General features: G+C 60.8%; 18 protein-coding genes. 12 read left to right on the top strand and 6 right to left on the bottom strand.

The annotated features are described in order from the left end of the window. Positions 1-348: 348 nt before the first annotated feature. Entirely contained in the window at positions 349-2,823 is a 2,475-nt protein-coding gene (locus tag QMK54_RS16230; protein ID WP_320400872.1) for a UvrD-helicase domain-containing protein, read from the bottom strand. A 245-nt stretch (positions 2,824-3,068) separates the two neighbouring features. Here QMK54_RS16230 and QMK54_RS16235 point away from each other — a divergent pair, with 245 nt between their 5' ends. Beyond that, positions 3,069-3,764, top strand: a complete 696-nt coding sequence (locus QMK54_RS16235; protein WP_110659578.1) for a pirin family protein — start codon at positions 3,069-3,071, stop codon at positions 3,762-3,764. Positions 3,765-3,994: 230 nt separating this feature from the next. Here QMK54_RS16235 and pgm read toward each other — a convergent pair whose 3' ends face one another. The 4 genes from pgm to QMK54_RS16255 all read right to left on the bottom strand — a co-directional run bounded on the left by pgm (position 3,995) and on the right by QMK54_RS16255 (position 10,247). After that, complete coding sequence (gene pgm / locus QMK54_RS16240) at positions 3,995-5,641, bottom strand: phosphoglucomutase (alpha-D-glucose-1,6-bisphosphate-dependent) (protein ID WP_110659579.1); 1,647 nt, start codon at positions 5,639-5,641, stop codon at positions 3,995-3,997. A 113-nt stretch (positions 5,642-5,754) separates the two neighbouring features. Next, positions 5,755-7,155, bottom strand: coding sequence for a PLP-dependent aminotransferase family protein (locus tag QMK54_RS16245; protein ID WP_110659580.1), 1,401 nt, complete (start codon positions 7,153-7,155; stop codon positions 5,755-5,757). A 40-nt stretch (positions 7,156-7,195) separates the two neighbouring features. Then, complete coding sequence (locus tag QMK54_RS16250) at positions 7,196-8,671, bottom strand: hypothetical protein (RefSeq protein WP_110659581.1); 1,476 nt, start codon at positions 8,669-8,671, stop codon at positions 7,196-7,198. A gap of 553 nt (positions 8,672-9,224) precedes the next feature. Beyond that, positions 9,225-10,247 (bottom strand): zinc-dependent alcohol dehydrogenase family protein, encoded by a 1,023-nt coding sequence (locus QMK54_RS16255; RefSeq protein WP_110659582.1) that lies wholly within the window; start codon positions 10,245-10,247, stop codon positions 9,225-9,227. Between the two features lie 268 nt (positions 10,248-10,515). Here QMK54_RS16255 and QMK54_RS16260 point away from each other — a divergent pair, with 268 nt between their 5' ends. From QMK54_RS16260 to abaF, 10 genes are all read left to right on the top strand, one after another. After that, on the top strand, positions 10,516-11,430 hold the full coding sequence (locus QMK54_RS16260) for a LysR family transcriptional regulator (RefSeq protein WP_095942189.1): 915 nt from the start codon (positions 10,516-10,518) through the stop codon (positions 11,428-11,430). Between the two features lie 106 nt (positions 11,431-11,536). Continuing rightward, complete coding sequence (locus QMK54_RS16265; protein WP_320400873.1) at positions 11,537-12,220, top strand: GntR family transcriptional regulator; 684 nt, start codon at positions 11,537-11,539, stop codon at positions 12,218-12,220. A 352-nt stretch (positions 12,221-12,572) separates the two neighbouring features. Then, positions 12,573-13,391: a transporter substrate-binding domain-containing protein gene (locus QMK54_RS16270; RefSeq protein ID WP_110659583.1), complete on the top strand. Its 819-nt coding sequence runs from the start codon at positions 12,573-12,575 to the stop codon at positions 13,389-13,391. Between the two features lie 10 nt (positions 13,392-13,401). Continuing rightward, complete coding sequence (locus tag QMK54_RS16275; RefSeq protein ID WP_320400874.1) at positions 13,402-15,180, top strand: aconitase family protein; 1,779 nt, start codon at positions 13,402-13,404, stop codon at positions 15,178-15,180. Further along, a complete protein-coding gene (locus QMK54_RS16280) occupies positions 15,173-15,838 on the top strand; it encodes an amino acid ABC transporter permease (protein ID WP_110659584.1) in 666 nt (221 codons plus the stop codon). Before QMK54_RS16275 ends, QMK54_RS16280 begins: the two co-directional genes overlap by 8 nt. 10 nt (positions 15,839-15,848) lie before the next feature. Beyond that, positions 15,849-16,499, top strand: coding sequence for an amino acid ABC transporter permease (locus QMK54_RS16285; RefSeq protein WP_110659585.1), 651 nt, complete (start codon positions 15,849-15,851; stop codon positions 16,497-16,499). After that, positions 16,492-17,214 (top strand): amino acid ABC transporter ATP-binding protein, encoded by a 723-nt coding sequence (locus tag QMK54_RS16290; protein ID WP_320400875.1) that lies wholly within the window; start codon positions 16,492-16,494, stop codon positions 17,212-17,214. Before QMK54_RS16285 ends, QMK54_RS16290 begins: the two co-directional genes overlap by 8 nt. Before the next feature lie 157 nt (positions 17,215-17,371). Beyond that, entirely contained in the window at positions 17,372-18,400 is a 1,029-nt protein-coding gene (locus QMK54_RS16295; RefSeq protein ID WP_110662499.1) for a trans-3-hydroxy-L-proline dehydratase, read from the top strand. 126 nt (positions 18,401-18,526) lie between these two features. Next, on the top strand, positions 18,527-19,444 hold the full coding sequence (locus QMK54_RS16300) for a dihydrodipicolinate synthase family protein (RefSeq protein ID WP_102701650.1): 918 nt from the start codon (positions 18,527-18,529) through the stop codon (positions 19,442-19,444). Between the two features lie 68 nt (positions 19,445-19,512). Beyond that, entirely contained in the window at positions 19,513-20,907 is a 1,395-nt protein-coding gene (gene abaF, locus QMK54_RS16305) for a fosfomycin efflux MFS transporter AbaF (protein WP_223588799.1), read from the top strand. Between the two features lie 112 nt (positions 20,908-21,019). Here the strand turns inward: abaF and QMK54_RS16310 are convergent, their stop codons facing one another. Next, on the bottom strand, positions 21,020-22,027 hold the full coding sequence (locus tag QMK54_RS16310) for an Ldh family oxidoreductase (RefSeq protein ID WP_223588801.1): 1,008 nt from the start codon (positions 22,025-22,027) through the stop codon (positions 21,020-21,022). Positions 22,028-22,381: 354 nt separating this feature from the next. Here QMK54_RS16310 and mexE point away from each other — a divergent pair, with 354 nt between their 5' ends. Then, positions 22,382-23,635: a multidrug efflux RND transporter periplasmic adaptor subunit MexE gene (mexE, locus tag QMK54_RS16315; protein WP_320400876.1), complete on the top strand. Its 1,254-nt coding sequence runs from the start codon at positions 22,382-22,384 to the stop codon at positions 23,633-23,635. Positions 23,636-23,643 lie beyond the last annotated feature (8 nt).

Consider the following 23,643-nt stretch of genomic DNA (forward strand, 5'->3'; position numbering starts at 1 on the left):
TATTCGCGGCGCACTTGAGTCCATCGCCAGCAAGCCGGCTCCTACAGTTTGGCGTCCAAATCATTTCGGCCAGGACACGGTCCCTTGTAGGAGCTGGCTTGCCAGCGATGGTCGTTAACGATAACGCGCATGAACCGGATAAACGCGGCGCACTTGAGTCCATCGCCAGCAAGCCGGCTCCTACAGTTACCCGGGAAGTACGCGAACACCTGTAGGAGCTGGCTTGCCAGCGATGGTCGTTAACGATAACGCGTGTGACCTGGATAAACGCAGTGCACTGGAGTTCATCGCCAGCAAGCTGGCTCCTACAGTCCATCGCCGGCAAGCTGGCTCCTACAGGGTCTCGATTCAGGCGGTGGTTTGGCTTTTACGATGATCGACAAAGAACGCCTTGCCCTTGCCGATCCGGTCGGATGCCTTGGGCATGTTCGCAGCCTGGGTGTCTTGCGCATCGACGTACCAGTAGCAATGGCTGACGGCGCGGGTAATCCCGACGTACGCCAGTCGCAGGATCTCGTCCTTCTGGGCGTTGTCGTAGGGTTCGCTGTCACCGGCCTTGCCCAGGCCCGCCATGCGGTAAACCTGATTCTTGTAAGGCGAGCTGGTCAAGTGCTGGCAATCGCCGAGCAGGAACACCGCATCGGCCTGGAGGCCCTTGGCACTGTGATAGGTCAGTTGCTTGAGCCTGCGAGCCTCATGCGGCAAGCTAGAATCAACATTAACTACAGGCTGAATATGTTCTTCTATCAATGACTTATCGCTACTTTTTCGATAAAGCATCAAGATCGAATCGCCCTTTCGGTAATGCTCCATCAGACGCTGTGCCATGCCCTGGTCATCACGGTCAAGCACGTTAACTGGCAGCAATGCCTTGGGTTCACCGCTGGCCTTGGCTTTCTTCCCGGCAATCGCCGGTGCTGCACGCACGATGTGTTCGGCGGCATCGATGATGTGCTGGTGGCTGCGGTAGTTGTCACTGAGCATGACCTTGGTGGTGCTCGGCGACGGGAACTCCTTGTTGAATTCCATGAAGTAGGTCGGCGAACTGCCGCGCCAACCATAGATGGATTGCCAGTCATCCCCCACGCAAAGCAGCGAGGAACGCTGGGCGCCCCGCCCGACGTGCATGGCCGGGCCGCGACTGCGGATCTCTGCCAGGCTGGCCCTGATCCAGGAGACGATTTGCGGCGAGACATCCTGGAATTCGTCGATCATCAGGTGCGACAGCGGACGTAGCAGTTCATCGCCGAGCAGTTTCAGATTCTCCGGCGAATGCTCGCTGAACAGGGCGAACATCCGGTTGTAGGTCATGATCGGCGGTTTCTGGTCGAGCAAATGATCTTCCAGCGCCCGCCAGTAAAGGCTCAAGGCTTCGAAGAAGAACCGGTCGGGATCGTCCTTGGCGAAACTCATCTGAGCCACCGCGCCCGGCACATCCAGGCCGAGGTTTTCAATGAATCCGGCGGCAGCGACAAAGCAATCGAGCAACGGCGCGGATGCGAGCTCGCCCTTGACCTTGTAATCGAAGCCCGGCCCGGCGCTGGCATCGCCGGCAAGCGAAGCCAGGACTCGCTTTGATGATTCGTAACTATCAAGCCATATCAATGGCTTACGACAGAAAGCTTGAAACAGGGTGCGTTTTACCGCCCACTCTGCGCGCACCGACAGCTTGGCGTTTGGCCGGGCCAACTGCGGGCTTTCCCGAGGATCGAACCCCAGCACCACCCAGGCATCCAGGGATGGAATGTAGCCGTGACAATGGAATTTCGCGCCATTGATATCGAACGACTGGCGATTCGGCTCGATACCCTTGATCGGCCAGGCACCGGCGCGAATCCACAAGTCCTCAAGGGTGTCGCACAACTCTTCATCGCGCTTGGCCGCCAGTTCGGTCACACCCATGCGCTTCTGTACATCCGGATGATCGCGCTCCAGCTCCTTGAGTTGCAGGGCATGCCGGGACAACGGCTTGATCAGCTCGCGAAAACGCTCATCGCTACTGTGCAGACGGTGAAAGCAGGCGTTGAGTTGCTGGCGTTGAGCGTCGTTGATGCGCAGGTCGAACGGATTGCTGTCGACCTCATCGTCCCCCTGTGCCGCCCGCAGGCTGAGGTTCTCGAAAGCCTGCAAACGCTCGAACCCCGGAAGGCTGCGCACCATCGGCAGGATCCGCGAGTGAAAGGTGCGCACCAGGTCCCGCGCTTCCTTGAAACTGATCGCGCGGCCCCAGAGCGCAAACAGTTCGATCAGCTTGTTGATGAAGTCCTTGCGCGACTCGCGGGTGAAGGTGACCACGGTCATCGAACCCAGCTCGAAACCCAGGTAATGGGTGAGCAGCAGGATGCGCAGCACCAGCGTGGTCGACTTGCCTGCACCGGCACCGGCGATCACCGAGGTGGATGGCGTGTCGCTGAAGATCATTTTCCATTGGGCGGCGCTCGGCTGGGCATGGGCCGGCAACAACCGGGCGACATCAGCCTTCATGCGCTTTTTCAACTCGGCACTCAACGGCAGGCGCCAATTATCGAACAACAGCTCATCGACATTCGGTGGTCGGTGTTCAGTTGAGCGCGAGTCGCGGATCAGCAGGACCTGCCGACCCTCCTCCAGCCCTTCGAGCTTGCCTTCCTTGTAGCCGTAATCGACCCCGGCGCTGTGTCCGCTGCGAAAACCATCAGCCTGGCCGTGCAACCACGACGCACGGTGCTGTGCGTGCAGGCGGGTCAGGCTGTAGCCGAAGAACCGGGCGAGCAATCGCTTGATCAGCGGCATCTCGGCCAGGGGACGAAGTTCAGGAGGAAGATCGGGGGTGTGTTGCGGCACGCGGACTGACTCCAGGGTGTGAGGCTGTTGGACGCTATGGTGTCTGCATTTGCCCTTGAGTTCTAGTCAATTGCTTATGACTCATTGGCTTATGCGATGAATTGAAGGTTGGATGAGAAAATTTCGAGATGATTTCATATCTATCGATTCGATGGGAATGCTGCATTTTTTACGCTTTTTATCGATTGTTGCCTGTTGGATGATGGCCGTCATCACTCACCGACGAAGCTTTTCAGGAGACGATCATGCTCGAACTCAGGCCTTTCAACTCGCTCGGCGGTGCTAACCACGGCTGGTTGGATGCTCACCACCATTTTTCGTTCGCCGAATACTACGATCCCAAGCGCATGAACTGGGGCAACCTGCGGGTCTGGAACGACGACGTGATCGCGCCCGGCACCGGTTTCCCGCAACACCCGCACCGCGACATGGAGATCATCACCTACGTCCGCGAAGGCGCCATTAGCCACCAGGACAACCTGGGCAATAAGGGTCGTACCGAAGCCGGTGACGTCCAGGTCATGAGTGCCGGTACCGGGATCGCCCACAGCGAGTACAACCTGGAAGCGACGCCGACCAGGATTTTCCAGATCTGGATCATCCCGAACGAGTCCGGCCTGGCCCCTTCCTGGGGCGCCAAGCCGTTCCCGAAAGGCGAACGCGAAGGTTTTGTCACCCTGGCCAGCGGCAAGGAAGGCGACGAACAGAGCCTGCGCATCCGCGCCGATGCCCGGCTGGTAGCGGCCAACCTGAAGGCCGGTGAGACTGCCGAATACCCGTTGGACAAGGGGCGTCGTGCTTACCTGGTGCCGGCCACCGGAATCATTGAAGTCAATGGCTTGCGTGCACAAGCTCGAGACGGTGTCGCGGTTGTCGATGAGCAGGTTCTACGTGTGACGGCCATCGAGGACAGCGAGATCGTTCTGGTGGACCTGGCTTGATTCGCTGAGCGCAATCGCAAAAAAGGGGCGACCGTGTTGGTCGCCCCTTTTTTACTTGCTGCGAAATCCTTTGTGGCGAGGGGGCTTGCCCCCGTTGGGTTGCGAAGCGACCCTGAAACCGGCAAACGCGGTTTTCCTGAAGCACCGCATCGTCTGGATTTACGACTGCTTCGCAGCCGAACGGGGGCAAGCCCCCTCGCCACAGTGTCGCTCACCACAAAAGTCTGTGTTTATTTCGCGGAAATCGCGCCATCCACCAGCGTTTGCGCTTCGGCCACCAGTTGCTTGAGGTGGTCGTCGCTGACGAAGCTTTCGGCGTAGATCTTGTAGATGTCTTCCGTGCCCGACGGACGCGCCGCGAACCAGCCGTTTTCGGTCATGACCTTGAGACCGCCAATGGCCTGGTCATTGCCCGGTGCGTGGCTGAGGATGCTCTGGATCGGTTCGCCGGCCAGCTGGGTCGAGGTGACCTGTTGTGGCGACAGCTTGCTCAACAGCGCTTTCTGCTCCGGGTTGGCCTTGGCGTCGACTCGCACCGAGAACGGTTCACCCAGTTCGTCGGTCAAGGCACGATACGCCTGGCTCGGGTCGCGACCGGTCCGGGCAGTCATCTCGGCAGCCAGCAGGGCCGGGATCAAACCGTCCTTGTCGGTGCTCCAGACACCGCCGTCCTTGCGCAGGAACGAGGCGCCGGCGCTTTCTTCACCGCCGAAACCCAGGGAGCCATCGAACAGGCCATCGGCAAACCATTTGAAGCCAACCGGCACTTCGTACAGGCGACGACCCAGGCGCTTGGCCACGCGATCGATCAAGCCGCTGCTGACCACGGTTTTACCCACGGCGGCATCGGCGCGCCATTGCGGACGGTTCTGGAACAGGTAGTCGATGGCAACGGCGAGGTAGTTGTTCGGCGCCAGCAGACCACCGGACGGCGTGACGATGCCATGGCGATCGTGGTCCGGATCACAGGCAAATGCGACGTCAAAGCGTTCTTTCAGGCCGATCAAGCCTTGCATCGCGTGGCTGGACGATGGGTCCATGCGGATCTGGCCGTCCCAGTCGACGGTCATGAAGCGGAAAGTCGGGTCGACCGCTTTGTTCACCACATCCAGGTCCAGGCGGTAGTGCTCGGCAATCGCCGACCAGTAGCGCACCCCCGCTCCACCCAGCGGATCGACACCCAGGCGCAGCTTGGCATCGCGGATGGCGTCGAAGTCGATCACGTTGATCAGGTCGGCGACATAGGTGTTGATGTAATCGTGACGATGAGTCGTGCTGGCCTTCAGTGCCTGCTCGTAGCTGATGCGCTTGACCCCGGCGAGCTTGTTGGCCAGCAGTTCGTTGGCCTTGGCTTCGATCCACTTGGTGATGTGGGTATCGGCCGGACCGCCGTTGGTTGGGTTGTACTTGTAGCCACCGCTTTGCGGCGGGTTGTGGGACGGCGTAATGACGATGCCGTCCGCCAGGCCCGTCGTGCGCCCGCGGTTGTAGCAGAGAATCGCATGGGAAATTGCCGGCGTCGGCGTGTACTCGTCACCCGCGGCGATCATTACGGTCACGCCGTTGGCGGCCAGCACTTCAAGGGCACTGGCGCCGGCCGGCGTGGACAGCGCGTGGGTGTCGATACCGACAAACAGCGGGCCATCGATGCCTTGAGCTTCGCGATACAGGCAGATTGCCTGACTGATCGCCAGCACGTGCCATTCGTTGAAACTCAAGTCAAACGAGCTACCGCGGTGCCCCGAGGTGCCAAAGGCAACGCGCTGGGTCGAAATGGCGGCATCAGGCTGGCCGGTGTAATAGGCCGTTACCAGTCGCGGGATATCGACCAACAATTCTGCCGGTGCCGGTTTACCCGCAAAAGGACTGAGTGTCATGCAAAACCTCTGGAATAGAGTGGTTCAGGAATTGGGTCGCAGTTTACTGGCAGTTTGACCGCAACGCGATGGGATCGATCCATCAGAGTCAAGGATGTTAGTTTTTGTCTCAGTCACTCGATTGATTCCAGGCGCAGGGCATCCCCCAGCAATCCCAGTGCGGCCGCCAGGTTGTGATCGCCACCGAAGGTATGACTCAGGCGCAAATGCTGCCCGTGCAGACCGTGCAGGCTGAACAGTTCGCCCGGCGCGATGACTACCTGATGCACCAGCAGGCGCTGGAACACACGGCGGACATTGACTCGACGCAACGAGCGCAGCCAAATCGTTGCCCCGCCTTGCGGCTCGACGAAATGCAAGGCATCTCCCAGCCGCTCCTGCAGCAACTGGGTCATTTGACTCTTGCGCTCCTTCAGCAGCCGTCGCAGCACCAGCAGGTGTTGATCGATGCGGCCGCTGCTGTACAAGCGGGCGATGGCTTTCTGACGTATCGGTGAGAGACGAAAGGAGCGCAACAGGAAGTGCCGTTGCAACTCAGCACTCCAATGCCTTGAAAGCAGGTAACCGTAAGGTGCTTCCGGCCCAATGGTTTTCTCGAACGTGGAAAACACCATCAGCCGTTCAGGGTCCAGCAAGTCGCGAAAACGCACGCCGCCCGGGTCGAATCCGAGCTCGCCATAACAGTCGTTTTCCAGCACCCAACAGTCATGCGCGGCTAATACCCGCGCAATGGCTTGCCTGTTTTCGTCAGGCGCCAGGCTGCCACGGGGCATGTTCAGGGCCGATGACAGCATCACCAGGCGCACCGGTTCGGTCGCCAGCAGCACTTTCAACCATTGCGGATCGAGGCCGCCATCGGCTTGCACGGGCAACTCGATCACGCGCACGCAGGCGGCCTGAAGCAAACGCAGAATCGCCCAGTCGCACGGCGACTCAACCACCACCGTGGCGTCTTTCAAACCCAGCACGGCGATCAGGATTTCCAGTACGCCGCGAAGGTCGGCGCCGATGTAGACATCATCGGCATGCCAGTAACGCATGGGCGACGTGGTGTAGCGTGCCGCCAGGGCCGTGCGCAATTCGAGCTCGCCGCAGGGTTGCGAAGGCGACTGCGGCTGTCGGGGATACTGGCGCAGCAATTCTCGCTCCAGCAGTAACAGTGGACTGTCGAGCGGCTGCAGCAACGCCGGATCATCGGCGCTCAGGACCAGCATCCCCGGGCGCCTGGCATTGACGTAGACCGCTTCCAACAGGTCGCTGCCGCTGTCCTGGGGGTTGATCGAGGACACTGGCAACGCGTAGTAACCGGACTTGGCCACCGAATAGACGCGCCCTTCTTTCTCCAGCAGCGAATAGGCGTACTGAATGGTCGAGATCGACACATTGAGGCGATCCGCCAGCTGCCGCAGCGACGGCAGGCGGATGCGCGCATCCCCTTCGGACTCGATGATCAGGCTGGCCAGGTATCGATAAACCGCCTGATAGGCGAAATCCGTTTCTCGTGGACCTTTCATGGGTGAAGACCGACCGCACGGGCTGAAAATCCGCCCACGCTCAGTGACCCGCTTTCCATTCATCAACCAGAGTGATGCCAGCGTCAGGATCGCCCACGGCCGTTTGGATGAGTGCTTCAGGCGCCCCGCTATCGACTCCCGGGGTCCACTCCATGCGATAAAGCTGGCCAATCAGGCTGACGGGCAATCCGCTGACATCCATCATCCATTGCATGATCTGCTCGGCGACCGGATGCCCCTGCATGGCCCGGTGCAACTCGGGCATGGCCACGAGCATGCCCGGATGGCACTGGCGCAGAAAACGCTCAAGCCCTGCACCTTTTTCGATAAAAGGCGAGAAAAGCAGGCACACCAGTTGTGCCTCGCTCAGGCCCAGGTTCTTTTGCGCCTCGGCCGTCGCCCGGGCGCGTTGCCCTTTGAATGTCGCCGGGTTGCCGAACACCTCCATGGCCTGCTCGCACAAGCGCTCGGGCAAGTGTTTGCGGCGCATCATCACCAAGGCGTGTTGCAGGTATTGCGCAACGCCGGCCTCGTAATCGCGGCCCTGCACGAAGCACGCGTGCAACCCCCGGACGTGCGCCGAGATTGACGGACTGACGAATTCGTTGTCGCTGATCTGCGCAGACAGTTCGTCAGGCTGGAACCCAAGGAATTCAGTCAGCAATGTCCAGCGCTCTTCCAGGTTGCCGACCAGCAGGTCGTGAATGTCGATGCAGGCCGTACGACGACAGGTCTCAAAGCGCTCTTGTGGACGCCATCGAGCCTGGCCGTAATCTGCATAGAATGCGTGATAACAATCGCTACCCAATTCATCGAGCAAAGCGAATAACCCGGCAAAACCGGCCTCGCCTGCGTGCGAAGGCTTGAGCCCGGCCTTGGTGGCGGCACGCTTCAAACCGTCGATGAACTGCTTCTGCTGACGCGGCGTGTCACCGATGAGCAAAGCGTCGACGCCACCATCCCAGCGGGCGATTTGCCCGTAGAACTCTCCCGTGGCCAGATAACCGTCATCCCACAGGTCGAACCCGCCGCGCCATTCCCGGCGATGGCCGATCATCAGCTGGTTCAGGCGGCTGGACTCGCGCCCGGCGTCGGAGATCAGCGTCAGGTGGTTGAACGGCAAGACCTCCCGATCATCGACCATCAACATCTCGACCCGGGGATCGTCATAGACAAACAATGCGCTGTTGGTCCGGTGCATGTTTTCCACGGCCGCCGCGCTTGTCCCGTTCAATCGCAACGAGGCAATGCGCAACTGGAATGTCGCCGGCGACCGCGTGGCGATGGTCAACTGCGCGGCACGCAACAATGCCAGGGAGTAGCAGTTGTCACGGGCCCCGGACTGGATCGCCAACACCTTGTAATCGCCAATGCGCTCCATGCCCCCCGCCGCGACCGCCAGGCGCTGAATCAACAATTGCAATGCAGTGCGTTCGGCACGGGAGAAGAAACCCAGCAATCGCTGCAGTACTTGTTGATAGACATAGTTCATCGCTTGGTCATGGATGCTGGTCATCTTTATTTACCTGGTACTCGTAAGTTCAATATCGCGCAGACAGCACATTTCGCTGGGCTACCTGCACGAATGGAGTCATGGACTTTATTGCCAAATGCTAGCACTTGAATTTTCTTGAAATCATTTGAAACGATCGCAACAGCTTTGCTAGCGAACGCCAACGACGAGGCTATAGCGCCCGGCTGGCAAGGGTTTGTTCAATTGAAAGCGGAGTCCTAGGAAACGTCCGACAACGTCCCACAGACACTTAACACAAGAAATAAAGAAGGAAGTTGTCTCTGTCTTTTTGGCAACTACACAGCAACTAATTAATTTATAGAGGTGCACCAAGGGTGCGCATTGAAAAGTTCTAGCCTGACTACCAGCCATGACTCATTCCTTGAGATGAAAGTAATCATTCAATTATCAGGGCTTAGTGGCTGATTAGAAGCTACAGATTACGGGCAAAAACCAGTTCAGTTGCTGGACTGGTCTGCGGATCGATGGGTTTCTGGGGCTGAAACGAAAGAGTCCGTGCGGGCACGGACTCTTGGGTGGGCTATTGCGGCGGTTGTTATGCCGGCTCGACCTGGAGCGCGACCCTTTCGCGACACGGGCATTCGTCCATGTAGCGGTGTGCCTCGACAAACTCGGCAAACGGGAAGACCCGAGTCTTGAGCGGCAGCAGAACGCGATCGGCGGTCAGCTGGTTGATGTCGCGCAAGGCACGTTGCAGTGCGACCTGGTCCTGGATGATGCCCAGTTCCGGCTTGCCCGTGAAGTTGCCGATGCAGTGTACGAAGAACTGAATGTTCTTCTGGAACGCTGCGCAGGCCGGGAAAGGCGTCTGGTTGCCACCTTGCAGGCCGTACAGCACCAGGCTGCCGCGAGGCGCCAGCACATCGCCCAGCAACGACATCTGTGGACCGCCCAAACCATCGAAGACCACATCCACGCCACGGTTATCGGTGATTTTGTTGATCCGCATCAGCAGATCTTCTTCCTCGGTAACGATGACTTTCTCGGCACCCAGCGTCAGCAGGTACTCACGTTCCTCGGCTGACTTGGTCGCGGCGATCACTCGAACGCCCAGGGCCTTGCCCAGCTGTACGAACGAAGGTCCGGCGCAATGGCTGGCGTCGGTCACCAAGGCAAACTGCCCGGGCTTGACCCGTGCCAGATCCGCATAGGCGAAATAGGCAATCAACAACGGCGTGTAGTGCACGCTGGCTTGAATCGGGCTGAGGATATCCGGATAACGGGTGACCGCCGAGCGAGGCAATACGATCTGCTCGCCGTAAACCGGGTAGTCGTTCGGGCTTTGGGCCGGAAAGCTGGCAACCTTGTCACCGACCGCCAGGTCATCTACGCCCTCACCGACAGCGGTGACGATACCGGCCATCTCCTGACCAAGGCCCGAAGGCAGTCGGGCATGGGACGAAGCCAGGTTCTGGCGCCACAGAGTGTCGTACCAACTGATGCCGATCGCCTCGACGCGCACCTGCACTTCGCCCGGTGCAGGCAGAGCCGCCGCATGCTCTTCGCATTTGAGCACCTCGGCTGGACCAAACTTGTGAAAACGAATCGTGCGGGACATCGCAAACCTCGCCAATTGAACTTCTAATGCCTTGAACTCTAGCTGGGCTTTCAACCCAACACTATCTGTGGCTATTAATAGTCGACATGCCTGTCATTGATTCCATAACGGCGGCAACATCGTCAAATGCCGCGAGAAACCGAAGCCGCCTTGCAGGAAATCTGAATTACCCGGTGCAGAGTACCAGCCTTTCCCCGTAATATTCCTGCTGGCCATTGTTCTCATATGGCCGCTCACGTCAAGTTTGCTGACTCTGCCAGGACTCCAGATGAATCGTAATGACCTGCGTCGTGTCGACCTGAACCTGTTGATCGTATTCGAAACATTGATGCACGAACGCAGCGTGACCCGTGCTGCGGAAAAACTGTTCCTCGGCCAGCCAGCCATCAGTGCGGCGCTCTCGCGCCTGCGCGGGTTGTTCGATGACCCGTTGTTCGTGCGTACCGGCCGCAGCATGGAGCCGTCCGCCAGGGCAGTCGAGATCTTCGCCCTGCTCTCTCCGGCGCTGGACTCGATTTCCACTGCGGTCAGCCGTGCGGCCGAGTTTGATCCTGCCACAAGTACCGCGGTGTTCCGCATCGGCCTTTCGGACGATGTCGAGTTTGCCTTGCTGCCGATGCTGCTCAAGCGCCTGCGCGCCGAATCGCCGGGGATCGTCCTGGTGGTGCGCCGGGTCAACTACATCCTGATGCCGGGATTGCTGGCGTCCGGCGAGATATCCATCGGCGTCAGTTACACCACCGACCTGCCAGCCAATGCCAAGCGCAAGGTGCTGCGCCGCAGTCAGCCGAAGCTGTTGCGCGCCGACACCGTGCCAGGGCCATTGAGCCTGGATGATTACTGCGCTCGCCCCCACGCGCTGGTGTCGTTCGCCGGCGATCTCAGCGGCTTCATTGATGAAGAGCTGGAAAAGCTCGGGCGCAAGCGCCATGTCGTATTGGCCGTGCCGCAGTTCAACGGGCTGAGCACTCTGCTCGCCGGCACCGACATCGTGGCTACGGTGCCGGACTACACGGCCGATGCGTTGACCGCCGCCGGCGGTGTGCGCGCGGAAGATCCGCCGTTGCCGGTGCGCAGCTTCGAACTGCACATGGCCTGGCGCGGGTCGCAGGATAACGATCCGGGTGAACGCTGGTTGCGCTCGCGGATTCAGATGTTCTTCGGGGATCCGGATAGCCTCTGAGAAGACGGCGCAGGCCTGAATGAAAACGGGCGCCTTTACAGGCGCCCGTTTTGTTGTAGCGGATCAGCAAAAGAATTTCGTATACCCTAGCGCTATCTCACTCCAAATGACCGCCGCCGTGAACCTGACCAAACTCAACGCCCCCGACCTTGGTAACACGCCTTCGACGTCGGAGATCATCACCCGCCATCTGCGGGATGCGATTGTCGCCGGGCATTTTGCCGAGGATGAGCCGATCCGCCAGGACGACATCGCCCGCCAGTTCAATGTCAGCAAGATCCCGGTGCGCGAAGCCCTCAAGCGGTTGGAGGCCGAAGGGTTGGTGATGTTCCAGCGTAATCGCGGGGCGATGGTCACGCGGGTTTCCGATGCGGAACTGGCGCAGATGTTCGAAGTGCGGATGTTGCTGGAGGACAAGATTCTGCGCCTGGCCATTCCGAACATGACAGAAGAGACCTTCGCCCGTGCCGAGCGCATCTGCCAGGAGTTCATCGGCGAGGACGACGTGGGGCGCTGGGCCGTGCTCAACTGGGAGCTGCATTCCTGCCTGTACGAGCCGGCGCAGCGGCCGTTTCTGGTGAGTCTGATCCGTTCGGTCAATGACAAGCTTGAGCGTTATCTACGCATGCAGATGAGCTTGTCGGCGGGTAAGGAACGGGCCGATCATGAACACCGCGAGATCCTGGCAGCCTGCCGCGCCGGGGATGTGGACCTGGCGGTGAAGCTTCTGGACGAGCACATTGCCGGCGTCTGCACGACCCTGTTCGAGCACCTGCCGCACACCCACTGACCGCTGCGGATGCCGTGCCGTTAGGCAGGAGATGAAGAGTGTTCTTCCGGGCCTCATCGCGAGTTCAAGCTCGCTCCCACAGGGGATCGGCGCACGCGGTCAATTGTGGGAGCACCTGCCAGTGTTCCCTAAAGGTGCGCCCACACACCCATTGCTCCCATCTGTAACACTGCCATCGCTTGCCCAGGCTTCCTCTCTCCCGCCCGTTGCTCCCCCGCAAGACCTCTACTTCAAGGCCTGACGATTTATTCACGGTCAGTACTGGAATCGGGCACGTTGATTGCTATTGTTAATATCGTATACGAAATCCCCAATACGATATTCAACAGCACTTCACATCAACGAGGCCTCTATGAAAAACCCCGCATTTGCCGTAGCCCTCAGCGCTGTTCTCAGTACTTCCTTTATCGCCACAGCCCAGGCCGACAAGCTCGACGACATCATCGGTTCGGGCAAGCTGCGCTGCGCCGTGACCCTGGACTTCCCGCCCATGGGCTTTCGCGATGCCAGCAACTCGCCGGCCGGCTTCGATGTGGACTATTGCCGCGACCTGGCGAAGATCCTCGGCGTCGAGGCCGAAGTGGTGGAAACGCCGTTCCCGGATCGCATTCCGGCACTGGTCTCCGGGCGGGCTGACGTGATCGTCGCGTCCACCTCCGACACCCTCGAACGCGCCAAGACCGTTGGCCTCACCGTGCCCTACTTTGCCTTCCAGATGGTGGTGCTAACCCGCGACGACACCGGCATCAACGGCTTCGACGACCTCAAGGGCAAGGCAGTGGGCAACACCAGCGGCACCTATGAGGCCATCGCCCTGGAGAAAGACGTGAAGAACTGGGGCTCCGGCAGTTTCCGGGCCTACCAGTCGCAGAGCGATACCCTGCTGGCCATCGCCCAAGGCCACATCGATGCCACCGTGGTCACCAATACCGTGGCCGCCGCCACCCTCAAGTCGGGCAAATACAAAAACCTCAAAGTCGCCGGTAACGCCCCGTACGTCATCGACTACGTGTCCCTGGGTGCCAAGCGCAGCGAGTTCGGCCTGCTCAACTACCTCAACCTGTTCGTCAACCAACAGGTGCGTACCGGTCGCTACAAGGAGCTGTTCGTTAAATGGGTCGGCACCGAGATCCCGCCGACCAACCTGACCGTGCCTCAGGTCTACTACTGAGATGTCCGGCATGCCTGGGCCAATGTCTCTGACCGGGCGCAGCCTGGTCGCGGGTGCCGCGCAGGGCGCCTTGCTGTTCGCCGATGTTGGCTTGAGCTTCTGGGGCGGCGTCGATCCCTGCACGGGTGAAGTCATCGACCGCCATCACCCGCTCAGCGGCCAACACCTGGCCGGCCGCGTGCTGGCGATTCCCAGTGGTCGCGGCTCGTGCACCGGCAGCAGCGTGTTGATGGAGCTGATCAGCAACGGCCATGCACCGGAGGCATTGGTGCTGGCCGAAGCCGACGAGATCCTGACCTTGGGCGTGTTGGTGGCGCAGACCATTTTTGCCCGTTCCCTGCCGGTGCTGTGCATCGGTCGGGAGGCCTTCGCCGCCTTGCGCGGCCAAGCCTTCGCCCGGGTCGAAAATACAACGCTGAGCCTGTTCGATCACCTGCCGGGCGACGCCTGGCAGGCGCTCGACAGCCCATTGGCAAACACTGACAGCACTGCCTCGATCAGGCTCACCGAGCACGATCGGGCGCTGCTCGATGGCCGGCATGGCAAGGCCGCGCAAATGGCCATGCAGATCGTCCTGCGTATGGCCGAACTGCAGGGTGCCGAGCACTTGGTGGATGTCACTCAAGCACACATCGACGGCTGCATTTACACCGGACCTGCGAGCCTGCGCTTTGCCGAGCAACTGGTGCAATGGGGCGCAAAAGTGCGAGTGCCCACCACCCTCAATTCAATTTCCGTCGACCAGCGCCGTTGGCGCGAACTGGGTATCGACCCGGCACTGGGTGAACCGGCCAGTGCCTTGGGCGATGCCTATATGGCGATGGGCGCACAGCTCAGTTTCACCTGCGCGCCCTACCTGCTCGACACTGCACCGAAGGCTGGCGAGCAAATCGTCTGGGCGGAATCCAACGCAGTGGTCTACGCCAACAGCGTGCTCGCTGCACGCACCCTGAAATACCCGGATTACCTGGACATCGCCATCGCCCTCACCGGTCGCGCCCCGCTGATCGGCTGCCACCTGGACGCGCAACGCAAGGCCCGGTTGCAGATCGAGTTGCCGGCCCTCGATGAACTGGACGATGCCTTCTACCCGCTGCTCGGTTACCACGTTGGTGCCCTGGCCGGCAGTCGCGTGCCACTGGTGCTGGGACTGGAACAACGCAAGCCGAGCCTGGACGACCTCAAAGCCTTTGGCGCGGCCTTCGCCACCACCTCTGCGGCGCCACTGTTCCACATCGCCGGGGTCACCCCGGAGGCCATGGACCCGGCGCAGGTGCTGGATGCGGACACTTGCATTGCCGTGGAAAAAATCCGCCTGAAGGACCTGCTGTCGAGTTGGCGCGAACTCAACAGTGCTCGCGATCACCGGGTGGATGTGGTGTCGCTGGGTAACCCGCACTTTTCCCTCAGCGAGTTCGCTCACCTGGCGCGACTGTGCCGGGGACGACACAGACACCCGCAGGTGGTGCTTGCCATCACCTGCGGGCGTGCCGTGTTGGAGCAGGCCCGCGAGGCCGGGCACATCGCCGTGATCGAAGCGTTTGGCGCGACCCTGGTCACCGATACCTGCTGGTGCATGCTCGGCGAACCCGTCATCCCCCTGGCGGCTGAAACCCTGATGACCAACTCGGGCAAATACGCCCACTACGCACCGGGCCTGGTCGGCCGCAAGGTGCACTTCGCCAGCCTTGCCGAATGCGTCGACGCGGCCTGCACCGCAACGGCCAGCGGACGTTTGCCGGCCTGGTTACAACCTGCTGCCCTACTGGAGAGCCCTGCGCATGTTTGACTACAGCTTCCAATGGCGCTCCGCCCTGCGCGCCCTGCCGGACATGCTTGCCGGTGCCATCGTCACCTTCGAAACCGCCGCGCTGTCGATGATATTCGGCGTGCTGATCGCCCTGGCCCTGACGGTGATGCGCGAGGCCAAACACCCGTTGCTGCGCGGGTTCGGCAACGGTTGGGTATCGATTGCCCGCAACACCCCGTCGCTGTTCCAGATCTACATCCTCTACTTCGGCCTCGGCTCGCTGAACCTGCACGTCAGTTCGTGGTTCGCCCTGCTGGCCGGGATCACCTTCAACAATGCCGGGTACCTGGCGGAGAACTTTCGCGGCGGCCTCAAGGCCGTGCCGAACACGCAGGTGCGTGCGGCGCGTTCCCTCGGCATGAGTGCCTTCCAGGCCTACCGCATGATCATCGTCCCGCAACTGCTGCGGATCGTGTTCTACCCGCTGACCAACCAGATGGTCTGGGCGGTGTTGATGACGTCGCTGGGGGTGATCGTCGGGCTGAACAATGACCTGACCGGTGTGACCCAGGAATACAACGTCAAAACCTTCCGCACCTTCGAGTATTTCGCCATTGCAGCGGCGCTGTATTACTTGATTGCCAAGGCGATCGTCGCGGCAGCCCGGCTGATGGCCTGGCGGTTGTTCCGTTACTGAGGAGCTGTCCATGTTTTCCACCGATTTTTCCTCGAATGACCTGATGTTCCTCCTCAACGGTGCGTGGGTCACGATGCAACTGACGTTCTGGTCGATCATCCTCGGCTCCCTGGCCGGGTTGTTCTTCGGCCTGCTGCGGGCCTTGTTGCCACGGGCGAGCCTGCCGTTGGCCTGGGTGCTGGACGTGTTTCGCAGCGTGCCGTTGCTGATCCAGTTCGTGCTGTTCAACTCACTCAAAAGCATCGTCGGCCTGGACATCAGCGCCTTCAGCGTCGGCTGCATTGTGTTGGGGGTTTACGCCGCGGCGTACTTCACCGAGATCGTGCGTGCTGGCGTGCTGGCGGTGCCGTTCACCGTGCGCCGGGCCAGCCGTTCGCTGGGGCTGAGCTTCTTGCAGGACTTGCGCTGGATCGTCCTGCCGATGGCCACCCGGGTAGCGTTCCCCGGCTGGCTGAACCTGGTGCTCGGTGTCATGAAAGACACCGCGCTGGTGATGTGGATCGGCATCGTCGAACTGCTGCGCGCCTCGCAAACCATCGTCACCCGCATCCAGGAACCGTTGCTGGTGCTGTGCATCGCGGGCCTTATCTACTACGTCATGAGCCTGGTGGTCGCACGCCTGGGCGCTCGTCTGGAAAGAAGGTGGCAAGAAAATGATTGAGATCGACAACGTACATAAATCCTTCGGCAACCTCGAAGTGGTCAAGGGCGTCAACTTGACGGTGAACAAGGGCGAAGTGGTGTCGATCATCGGCGGCTCCGGCTCCGGCAAATCGACCTTGCTGATGTGCATCAACGGCCTGGAACCGATCCAGAAAGGCAACATCCGCGTTGACGGCGTCGAGGTCCATCACAGCGCCACCGACCTCAATCGCCTGCGGCAGAAAATCGGCATCGTGTTCCAGCAATGGAATGCCTTCCCGCACCTGACGGTGCTGGAAAACGTCATGCTCGCGCCGCGCAAAGTGCTGGGCAAAAGCAAGGCTGAAGCCGAAGAGCTGGCCGTAAAGCAACTGACCCACGTCGGTCTGGGCGACAAGCTCAAGACCTTCCCCGGCAAGCTGTCCGGTGGACAGCAACAACGCATGGCCATCGCCCGCGCCCTGGCCATGTCACCGGACTACATGCTGTTTGACGAAGCCACCTCGGCCCTCGACCCGCAGTTGGTCGGTGAAGTGCTGGACACCATGCGCATGCTCGCCGAAGACGGCATGACCATGGTCTTGGTGACCCACGAAATCCGCTTTGCCCGGGACGTGTCCGACCGTGTGGCGTTTTTCCGCAATGGCCTGGTGCATGAGATCGGGACGCCTGACCAAGTCATTGGTAATCCGCTGCATGCGGAGACGGCGGCGTTTCTGAAATCTGTGAAATAACCCAAGGCCAAAGCAATCCTGTAGGAGCTGGCTTGCCAGCGAAGGTTGTAAGGACGACGCGTTTATCCAGCATGCACGCGTCATCGTTGACGTCCATCGCTGGCAAGCCAGCTCCTACAGTGATCGAGGTCCTGACAGACAACACAAGGAGCAAACCATGCGTTCTTCAAAAGTCATTCATGTAGTCAGCTGCCACGCCGAAGGCGAAGTCGGCGATGTGATCGTCGGCGGCGTCGCCCCGCCGCCCGGCGCCACCGTGTGGGAGCAGTCGCGCTGGATCGCCCGGGACGAAACCCTGCGCAACTTCGTCCTCAACGAACCCCGCGGCGGCGTGTTCCGCCACGTCAACCTGCTGGTTCCGGCCAAGGACCCACGTGCGCAGATGGCCTGGATCATCATGGAACCGGCTGACACCCCGCCGATGTCCGGCTCCAACTCGTTGTGCGTCGCCACGGTATTGCTCGACAGCGGCATCCTGCCCATGACCGAGCCGCAAACCCGCCTGGTGCTGGAAGCGCCCGGTGGCCTGATCGAAGCCGTGGCCGACTGCCGGGATGGCAAGGTGCAACGGGTGGAAGTGAAAAACGTGCCGTCCTTCGCTGATCGACTGGATGCGTGGATTGAAGTCGAAGGCATCGGCTCGCTGCAGGTTGACACCGCCTATGGTGGCGACAGTTTCGTGATTGCCGATGCCAAAGGCCTGGGTTTCTCCATCCGCCCGGATGAAGCGGCCGATCTGGTCGCGGTCGGGCTGAAAATCACTCGAGCGGCCAACGAACAACTGGGCTTCGTGCATCCGCTGAATCCCGAGTGGTCGCACATTTCCTTCTGCCAGATCGCCGCGCCCATCGTCCATGAGAACGGCATCGCCACCGGCGCCAATGCGGTGGTGATTCAACCGGGCAAGATCGACCGATCCCCCACCGGCACGGGTTGCTCGGCGCGCATGGCGGTGTTGCAGGCCAAAGGCTTGATGCAGGTTGGCGAGCGCTTTGTCGGCCGTTCGATTATCGGCTCCGAGTTCCACTGCCGCATTGATTCGCTGACCGAAGTCGCCGGCCGCGCCGCGATTTACCCGTGCATTTCCGGCCGGGCGTGGATCACCGGCACCCATCAATTGCTGCTCGACCCAAGCGATCCGTGGCCACAAGGCTATCGCCTGTCCGACACTTGGCCCGGTGCCTGATCACGCCATCCCTGAACCCCCATGTCAACGGCCAGTAAAACCCCCTGAAAAGCAAAACAAGCACTGGTCGAGCATTGTCATTTTTAACAGCGTATACGAAATACTATTAACCAAGCGGAGACAACAATGAGCAAGCGCATTAACTGGAGTGGCGTCTTCCCAGCGGTGACCACTCAATTCAACGATGACTTTTCCATCAACCTGGAAAAAACCCATCAGGTGATTTCCAACGTGATCCGCGACGGCGTGTCAGGCCTGGTGGTCTGCGGCTCGGTGGGTGAAAACACCTCGCTGAGCGCCGAAGAGAAAATCGCCGTGACCGAGGTCGCTGTCGATGCCGCCCGTGGTCGCGTACCGGTGATTTGCGGCGTGGCCGAGTTTACCAGCCTGCAAGCGGCCAAGGTCGCCAATGCCGTACGCCGGGTCGGCGTCGATGGCGTGATGCTGATGCCGGCGCTGGTCTACGGTTCCAAGCCGTTCGAGACCGCCGAGCATTACCGCTACGTGGCGAAAAACGCCGACGTGCCGCTGATGGTCTACAACAACCCGCCTATCTATAAAAACGACGTCACCCCGGACATCCTGATTTCCCTGGCCGACTGCGACAACGTGGTGTGCTTCAAGGATTCCTCCGGCGACACCCGTCGCTTCATTGACGTGCGCAACGAAGTCGGTGACCGTTTCGTGTTGTTCGCCGGCCTCGACGACGTGGTGCTGGAAAGCATCGCCGTGGGTGCCGAAGGCTGGGTCTCGGGCATGTCGAACGTATTCCCGAAAGAAGGCGAAACCATCTTCCGCCTGGCCAAGGCCGGTCGTTTCGCCGAAGCCATGCCGATCTACGAATGGCTGATGCCGATCCTGCACCTCGATGCCCGTGCCGACCTGGTGCAGTGCATCAAGCTGTGTGAAGCCATTGCCGGTCGCGGCAGCGCCTTGACCCGTCCGCCACGCCTGGCCCTGCCGGAAGCCGACCGCGTATTCGTCGAGCAGATCATGGCCAAGGCGTTGGCCAACCGCCCGGAACTGCCGGACGTCGGTCTCTGAGTGATTGCCGGGCAGGCCCTTACCGGCCCGGCTGCCCATTTTTCTGCGCCTTAACAAGGTACGTCAGCATGTCGAATCCTCAACACACGCAAAGCGCAACCACACCCTCGGGACTCAAACGCGTAGTGGCCGCCGCCATGGCTGGCACCGTCGCTGAATGGTATGAGTTCTTTCTCTACGGCACCGCCTCGGCATTGGTTTTCGGCCAGCTGTTCTTCCGCCAGACCGACAGCCCCATCGACGGCATCATCGCCGCCTTCGCCTTGTACGCGGTCGGCTTTCTCGCCCGGCCGTTGGGCGGTTTGGTATTCGGTCACTACGGTGACAAATTCGGCCGCAAGCGCCTGCTGCAACTGAGCCTGGTAGTGGTCGGCATCACCACCTTCCTGATGGGTTGCCTGCCTGGCTTCGACCAGATCGGTTATGCAGCGCCGGTGCTACTGGTGCTGTTGCGGTTGATCCAGGGCTTCGCTTTCGGTGGCGAATGGGGCGGCGCGATTCTACTGGTGTCCGAACACTGCCCGGACAATCGTCGGGGCTTCTGGGCCAGTTGGCCGCAAGCCGGGGTGCCGGCCGGCAACCTGGTGGCCACGGTCGCCCTGCTGCTGTTGTCGTCGAACCTGTCAGAGCAGCAGTTCCTTGCCTGGGGCTGGCGCGTGGCGTTCTGGTTCTCGGCGGTAGTCGTGTTGATCGGTTACTGGATTCGCACCAGCGTAGACGACGCGCCGATCTTCAAGGAAGCCCAGGCCCGTCAGGCACAGACCAAACAGCAACAGCTCGGTGTGGTGGAGGTGCTGCGTCATCACTGGCGTTCGGTGCTGGTGGGAATCGGCGCACGCTTTGCCGAGAACATCCTCTACTACACCGTGGTGACGTTCTCGATTACTTATCTGAAACTGGTGGTGCACAAGGACACGTCGCAAATTCTGCTGCTGATGTTCGGCGCGCACCTGGTGCACTTTTTCCTGATCCCGTTGATGGGCTATCTGTCGGACATCATCGGGCGCAAGCCGGTGTACCTGACCGGCGCGGTGCTGACAGCGTTCTGGGGGTTCATCGGTTTCCCGATGATGGACACCGGCAACAACTGGCTGATCATGGCCGCCATCACCCTGGGCCTGGCCATCGAGTCGATGACTTATGCGCCCTACTCGGCGCTGATGGCTGAACTGTTCCCGACCCACGTACGCTACACCGCTCTGTCCCTGTGCTACCAGGTGGCGCCGATCTTCGCCGGTTCCCTGGCACCGCTGATCGCCATCACCTTGCTCAACAAGTACCACAGCTCGACTCCGATCGCCTGGTATCTGGTAGGCGCCGCGCTGATATCCGTGGTGGCTGTCGGCCTGACCCGCGAGACCCGTGGCAAGTCGTTGCGCCAGGTGGATGCCGAGTCGCAGGCGCGGATTGCTGCACTGGACCCAGCCCCGACCAGCCCACGCCGGGCCGATTCTGTGGCCTGAGTAAATCCCTGTAGGAGCGAGCTTGCTCGCGATGGACGTCAACGATAACGCGTGTTGCCTGAATGGAAACGTTGTCCTTGCGTTTTTCGCGAGCAAGCTCGCTCCTACTGAATCAGGCGAGCAAGGCCTTGAGGTCGTTGTACAGCGCCTCGGGAATTTGCACGCCTTCCACCAGGCTGCGTACCCGCGCCGCGTAACGTCGTTGCGACGGCAAGCGCGCCCCCTGCCCCTCAATGCCCTGGAACAAGGCTTCGGCCCGGGCCAGATGTTCTTCTGTGGCGTCCCCGAGAAAGCGCCGAGGGTCCAGGGCGATGATCAACTCGCCATGGTACGGCGACGACTTGCTGCCCCCGTCGTAAGCCAACGACTCGGCACTGGTCAGGTCACCGATCAGCGGCCCGGCGATCAATTCCACCATCGCGGCCAGCGCCGAACCCTTGTGCCCGCCGAACGTCAGCATCGCGCCGCTGTCGAGCACCACGTTGGCGTCGGTGCTCGGCCGGCCCTGGGCGTCCACGCCCCAACCTTCGGGAATCGCCTTGCCAGCACGCCGGTGCAGTTCGATCTCGCCACGGGCAATCGCGCTGGTGGCGAAGTCGAACACAAACGGATCCTGCCCCGCACGCGGCCAACCGAAGGCAATGGGATTGGTACCGAACACCGGCAGTCGTCCTCCCGCCGGCGCCACCCAGGCGTGGCTCGGATTACACGCCAGTGCCACCAGGCCGGCAGCCGTCAACTGCTCGATCTCCACCCACAGCGCCGAGAAATGGACACAGCGGTTGATTGCCAACGCCGCAATGCCGTTGGCCCGGGCTTTGTGCGCCAACAACGGCAATCCAGCCTGAAACGCCAACTGCGAAAAGCCACCGCCAGCATCCACCCGCACAATCGACGGCGCCTGGTCGATCACCTGTGGCTCGGCATCGGCTGACACCTTGCCGGCCCGCAGGGAATTCACACACCCCAGAATCCGGTACAAACCGTGGGAGGCACAGCCATCACGCTCGCCGACAACCACCGTCGCCGCCACCGCTTGTGCATGGGCCAGATTAAAACCGTTGTGCAACAGGATCGATTCGGCCAACTCGCGGGCTTCGATCAGGGTCAGTCGGATCATGGTCATCTCCTTGGAAAGACCGGTCAGCGTGGTCTATCCGAGGCGTCATGGCTTGATGGGTTTGGGCATCGGCGGTGACGAAACCGGCACAGCGCAGGTGGCTGACGAGATCCACTGTAGGAGCGAGCCTGCTCGCGATGGCCGCACCTCGGTCTCAAGTCCTATTGATGCTTTTTCAGCAACACAGAAATTCCATCGATCTGATTGATAGCCCGCTAATCAAAGGTGCATGCTAGAGGGCTGGCTCGGCTCTTATATCATTCCGAATGATAGTTACCTTCGCCCCATTCGATTCGTGAGATACAAACCCGCCGCGCATCATTCGCCAATCTCAACACATTGGCGGATGCATCCATGGAACAGTCACTCAAACATTTGCGCTTCCCGTTGGCTCTGTTGGCCGTAGTGGTGCTCAGCGCTTGCGGCAAGGTCCCGGAAACCGCCGCCACGATGCCAGCAGCCAAGGTCAGCGTGGCCAAGGTGCTGGAACAACCGGTCAACGAGTGGGACGAATTCACCGGGCGCCTCGAAGCCCCGGAAACTGTCGAGATTCGTCCACGGGTCTCCGGCCAGATCGATGAGGTGGCGTTCACTGAAGGTGCACTGGTCAAGAAAGGCGACCTGCTGTTCCAGATCGACCCGCGTCCGTTCCAGGCTGAGGTCCGCCGCCTCGAAGCACTGGTCGCCCAATCGCGCGCCAATGCCACCCGCAGCGAAAACGAAGCCCAGCGCGGTGAACGCCTGCGTACCAGCAACGCCATTTCCGCCGAGCTGGCCGATTCGCGTACCAGCGCCGCCCAGGAAGCCCGCGCCGCTGTTGGTGCCCTGCAAGCACAGCTTGATCTGGCCAAGCTGAACCTGAGTTTCACCCGCGTCACTGCACCGATCAGCGGCCGCGTCAGCCGTGCGGAAATCACCGCCGGCAACCTGGTGACCGCGGACACTACCCCGCTGACCAGCGTGGTCTCCACCGACAAGGTGTACGCCTACTTCGACGCGGACGAACGTGTGTTCCTCAAGTACACCGAGCTCGCTCGCCAGGGCAAACGCGGCGCCGCCACCCCGGTCTACATGGGCCTGTCCAACGAGGACGGCAACCCGCACCAGGGCGTGATGAACTTCGTCGACAACCAGGTCAACCCGAAGACCGGCACCATCCGTGGTCGCGCCGTGTTCGACAACAGCGATGGCAGCTACACCCCGGGCCTCTATGCACGCCTGAAACTGGTGGGCAGCGGCACCTACAGCGCCATGCTGATCAACGACGAAGCCGTCGGCACCGACCTGGGCAAGAAGTTCGTGCTGGTGATGGATGCCGACAACAAGACTGCCTACCGCGCAGTGGAACTGGGTCCGAAGATCGAAGGCTTGCGCATCGTGCGCAGCGGCCTGAACAAGGACGACACGATCATCGTCAAGGGTCTGCAACGGGTACGCCCGGGTTCACCGGTCACCCCTGAAGTGATTCCGATGGCCAGTGAACAGACCCTCGCGGCACTCGCACAACAACGCCAAGCGCTGGAAGCCAGCAACCTGCCCCAAGTCGCGCCTGCCAGGGTTGCACCGGGCACGGCTGTGAAACTGGCTGCCACGACCCCACGCGGTTAAGGGATTTT

Source organism: Pseudomonas sp. P5_109 (genome assembly GCF_034009455.1).
GTDB lineage: Bacteria > Pseudomonadota > Gammaproteobacteria > Pseudomonadales > Pseudomonadaceae > Aquipseudomonas.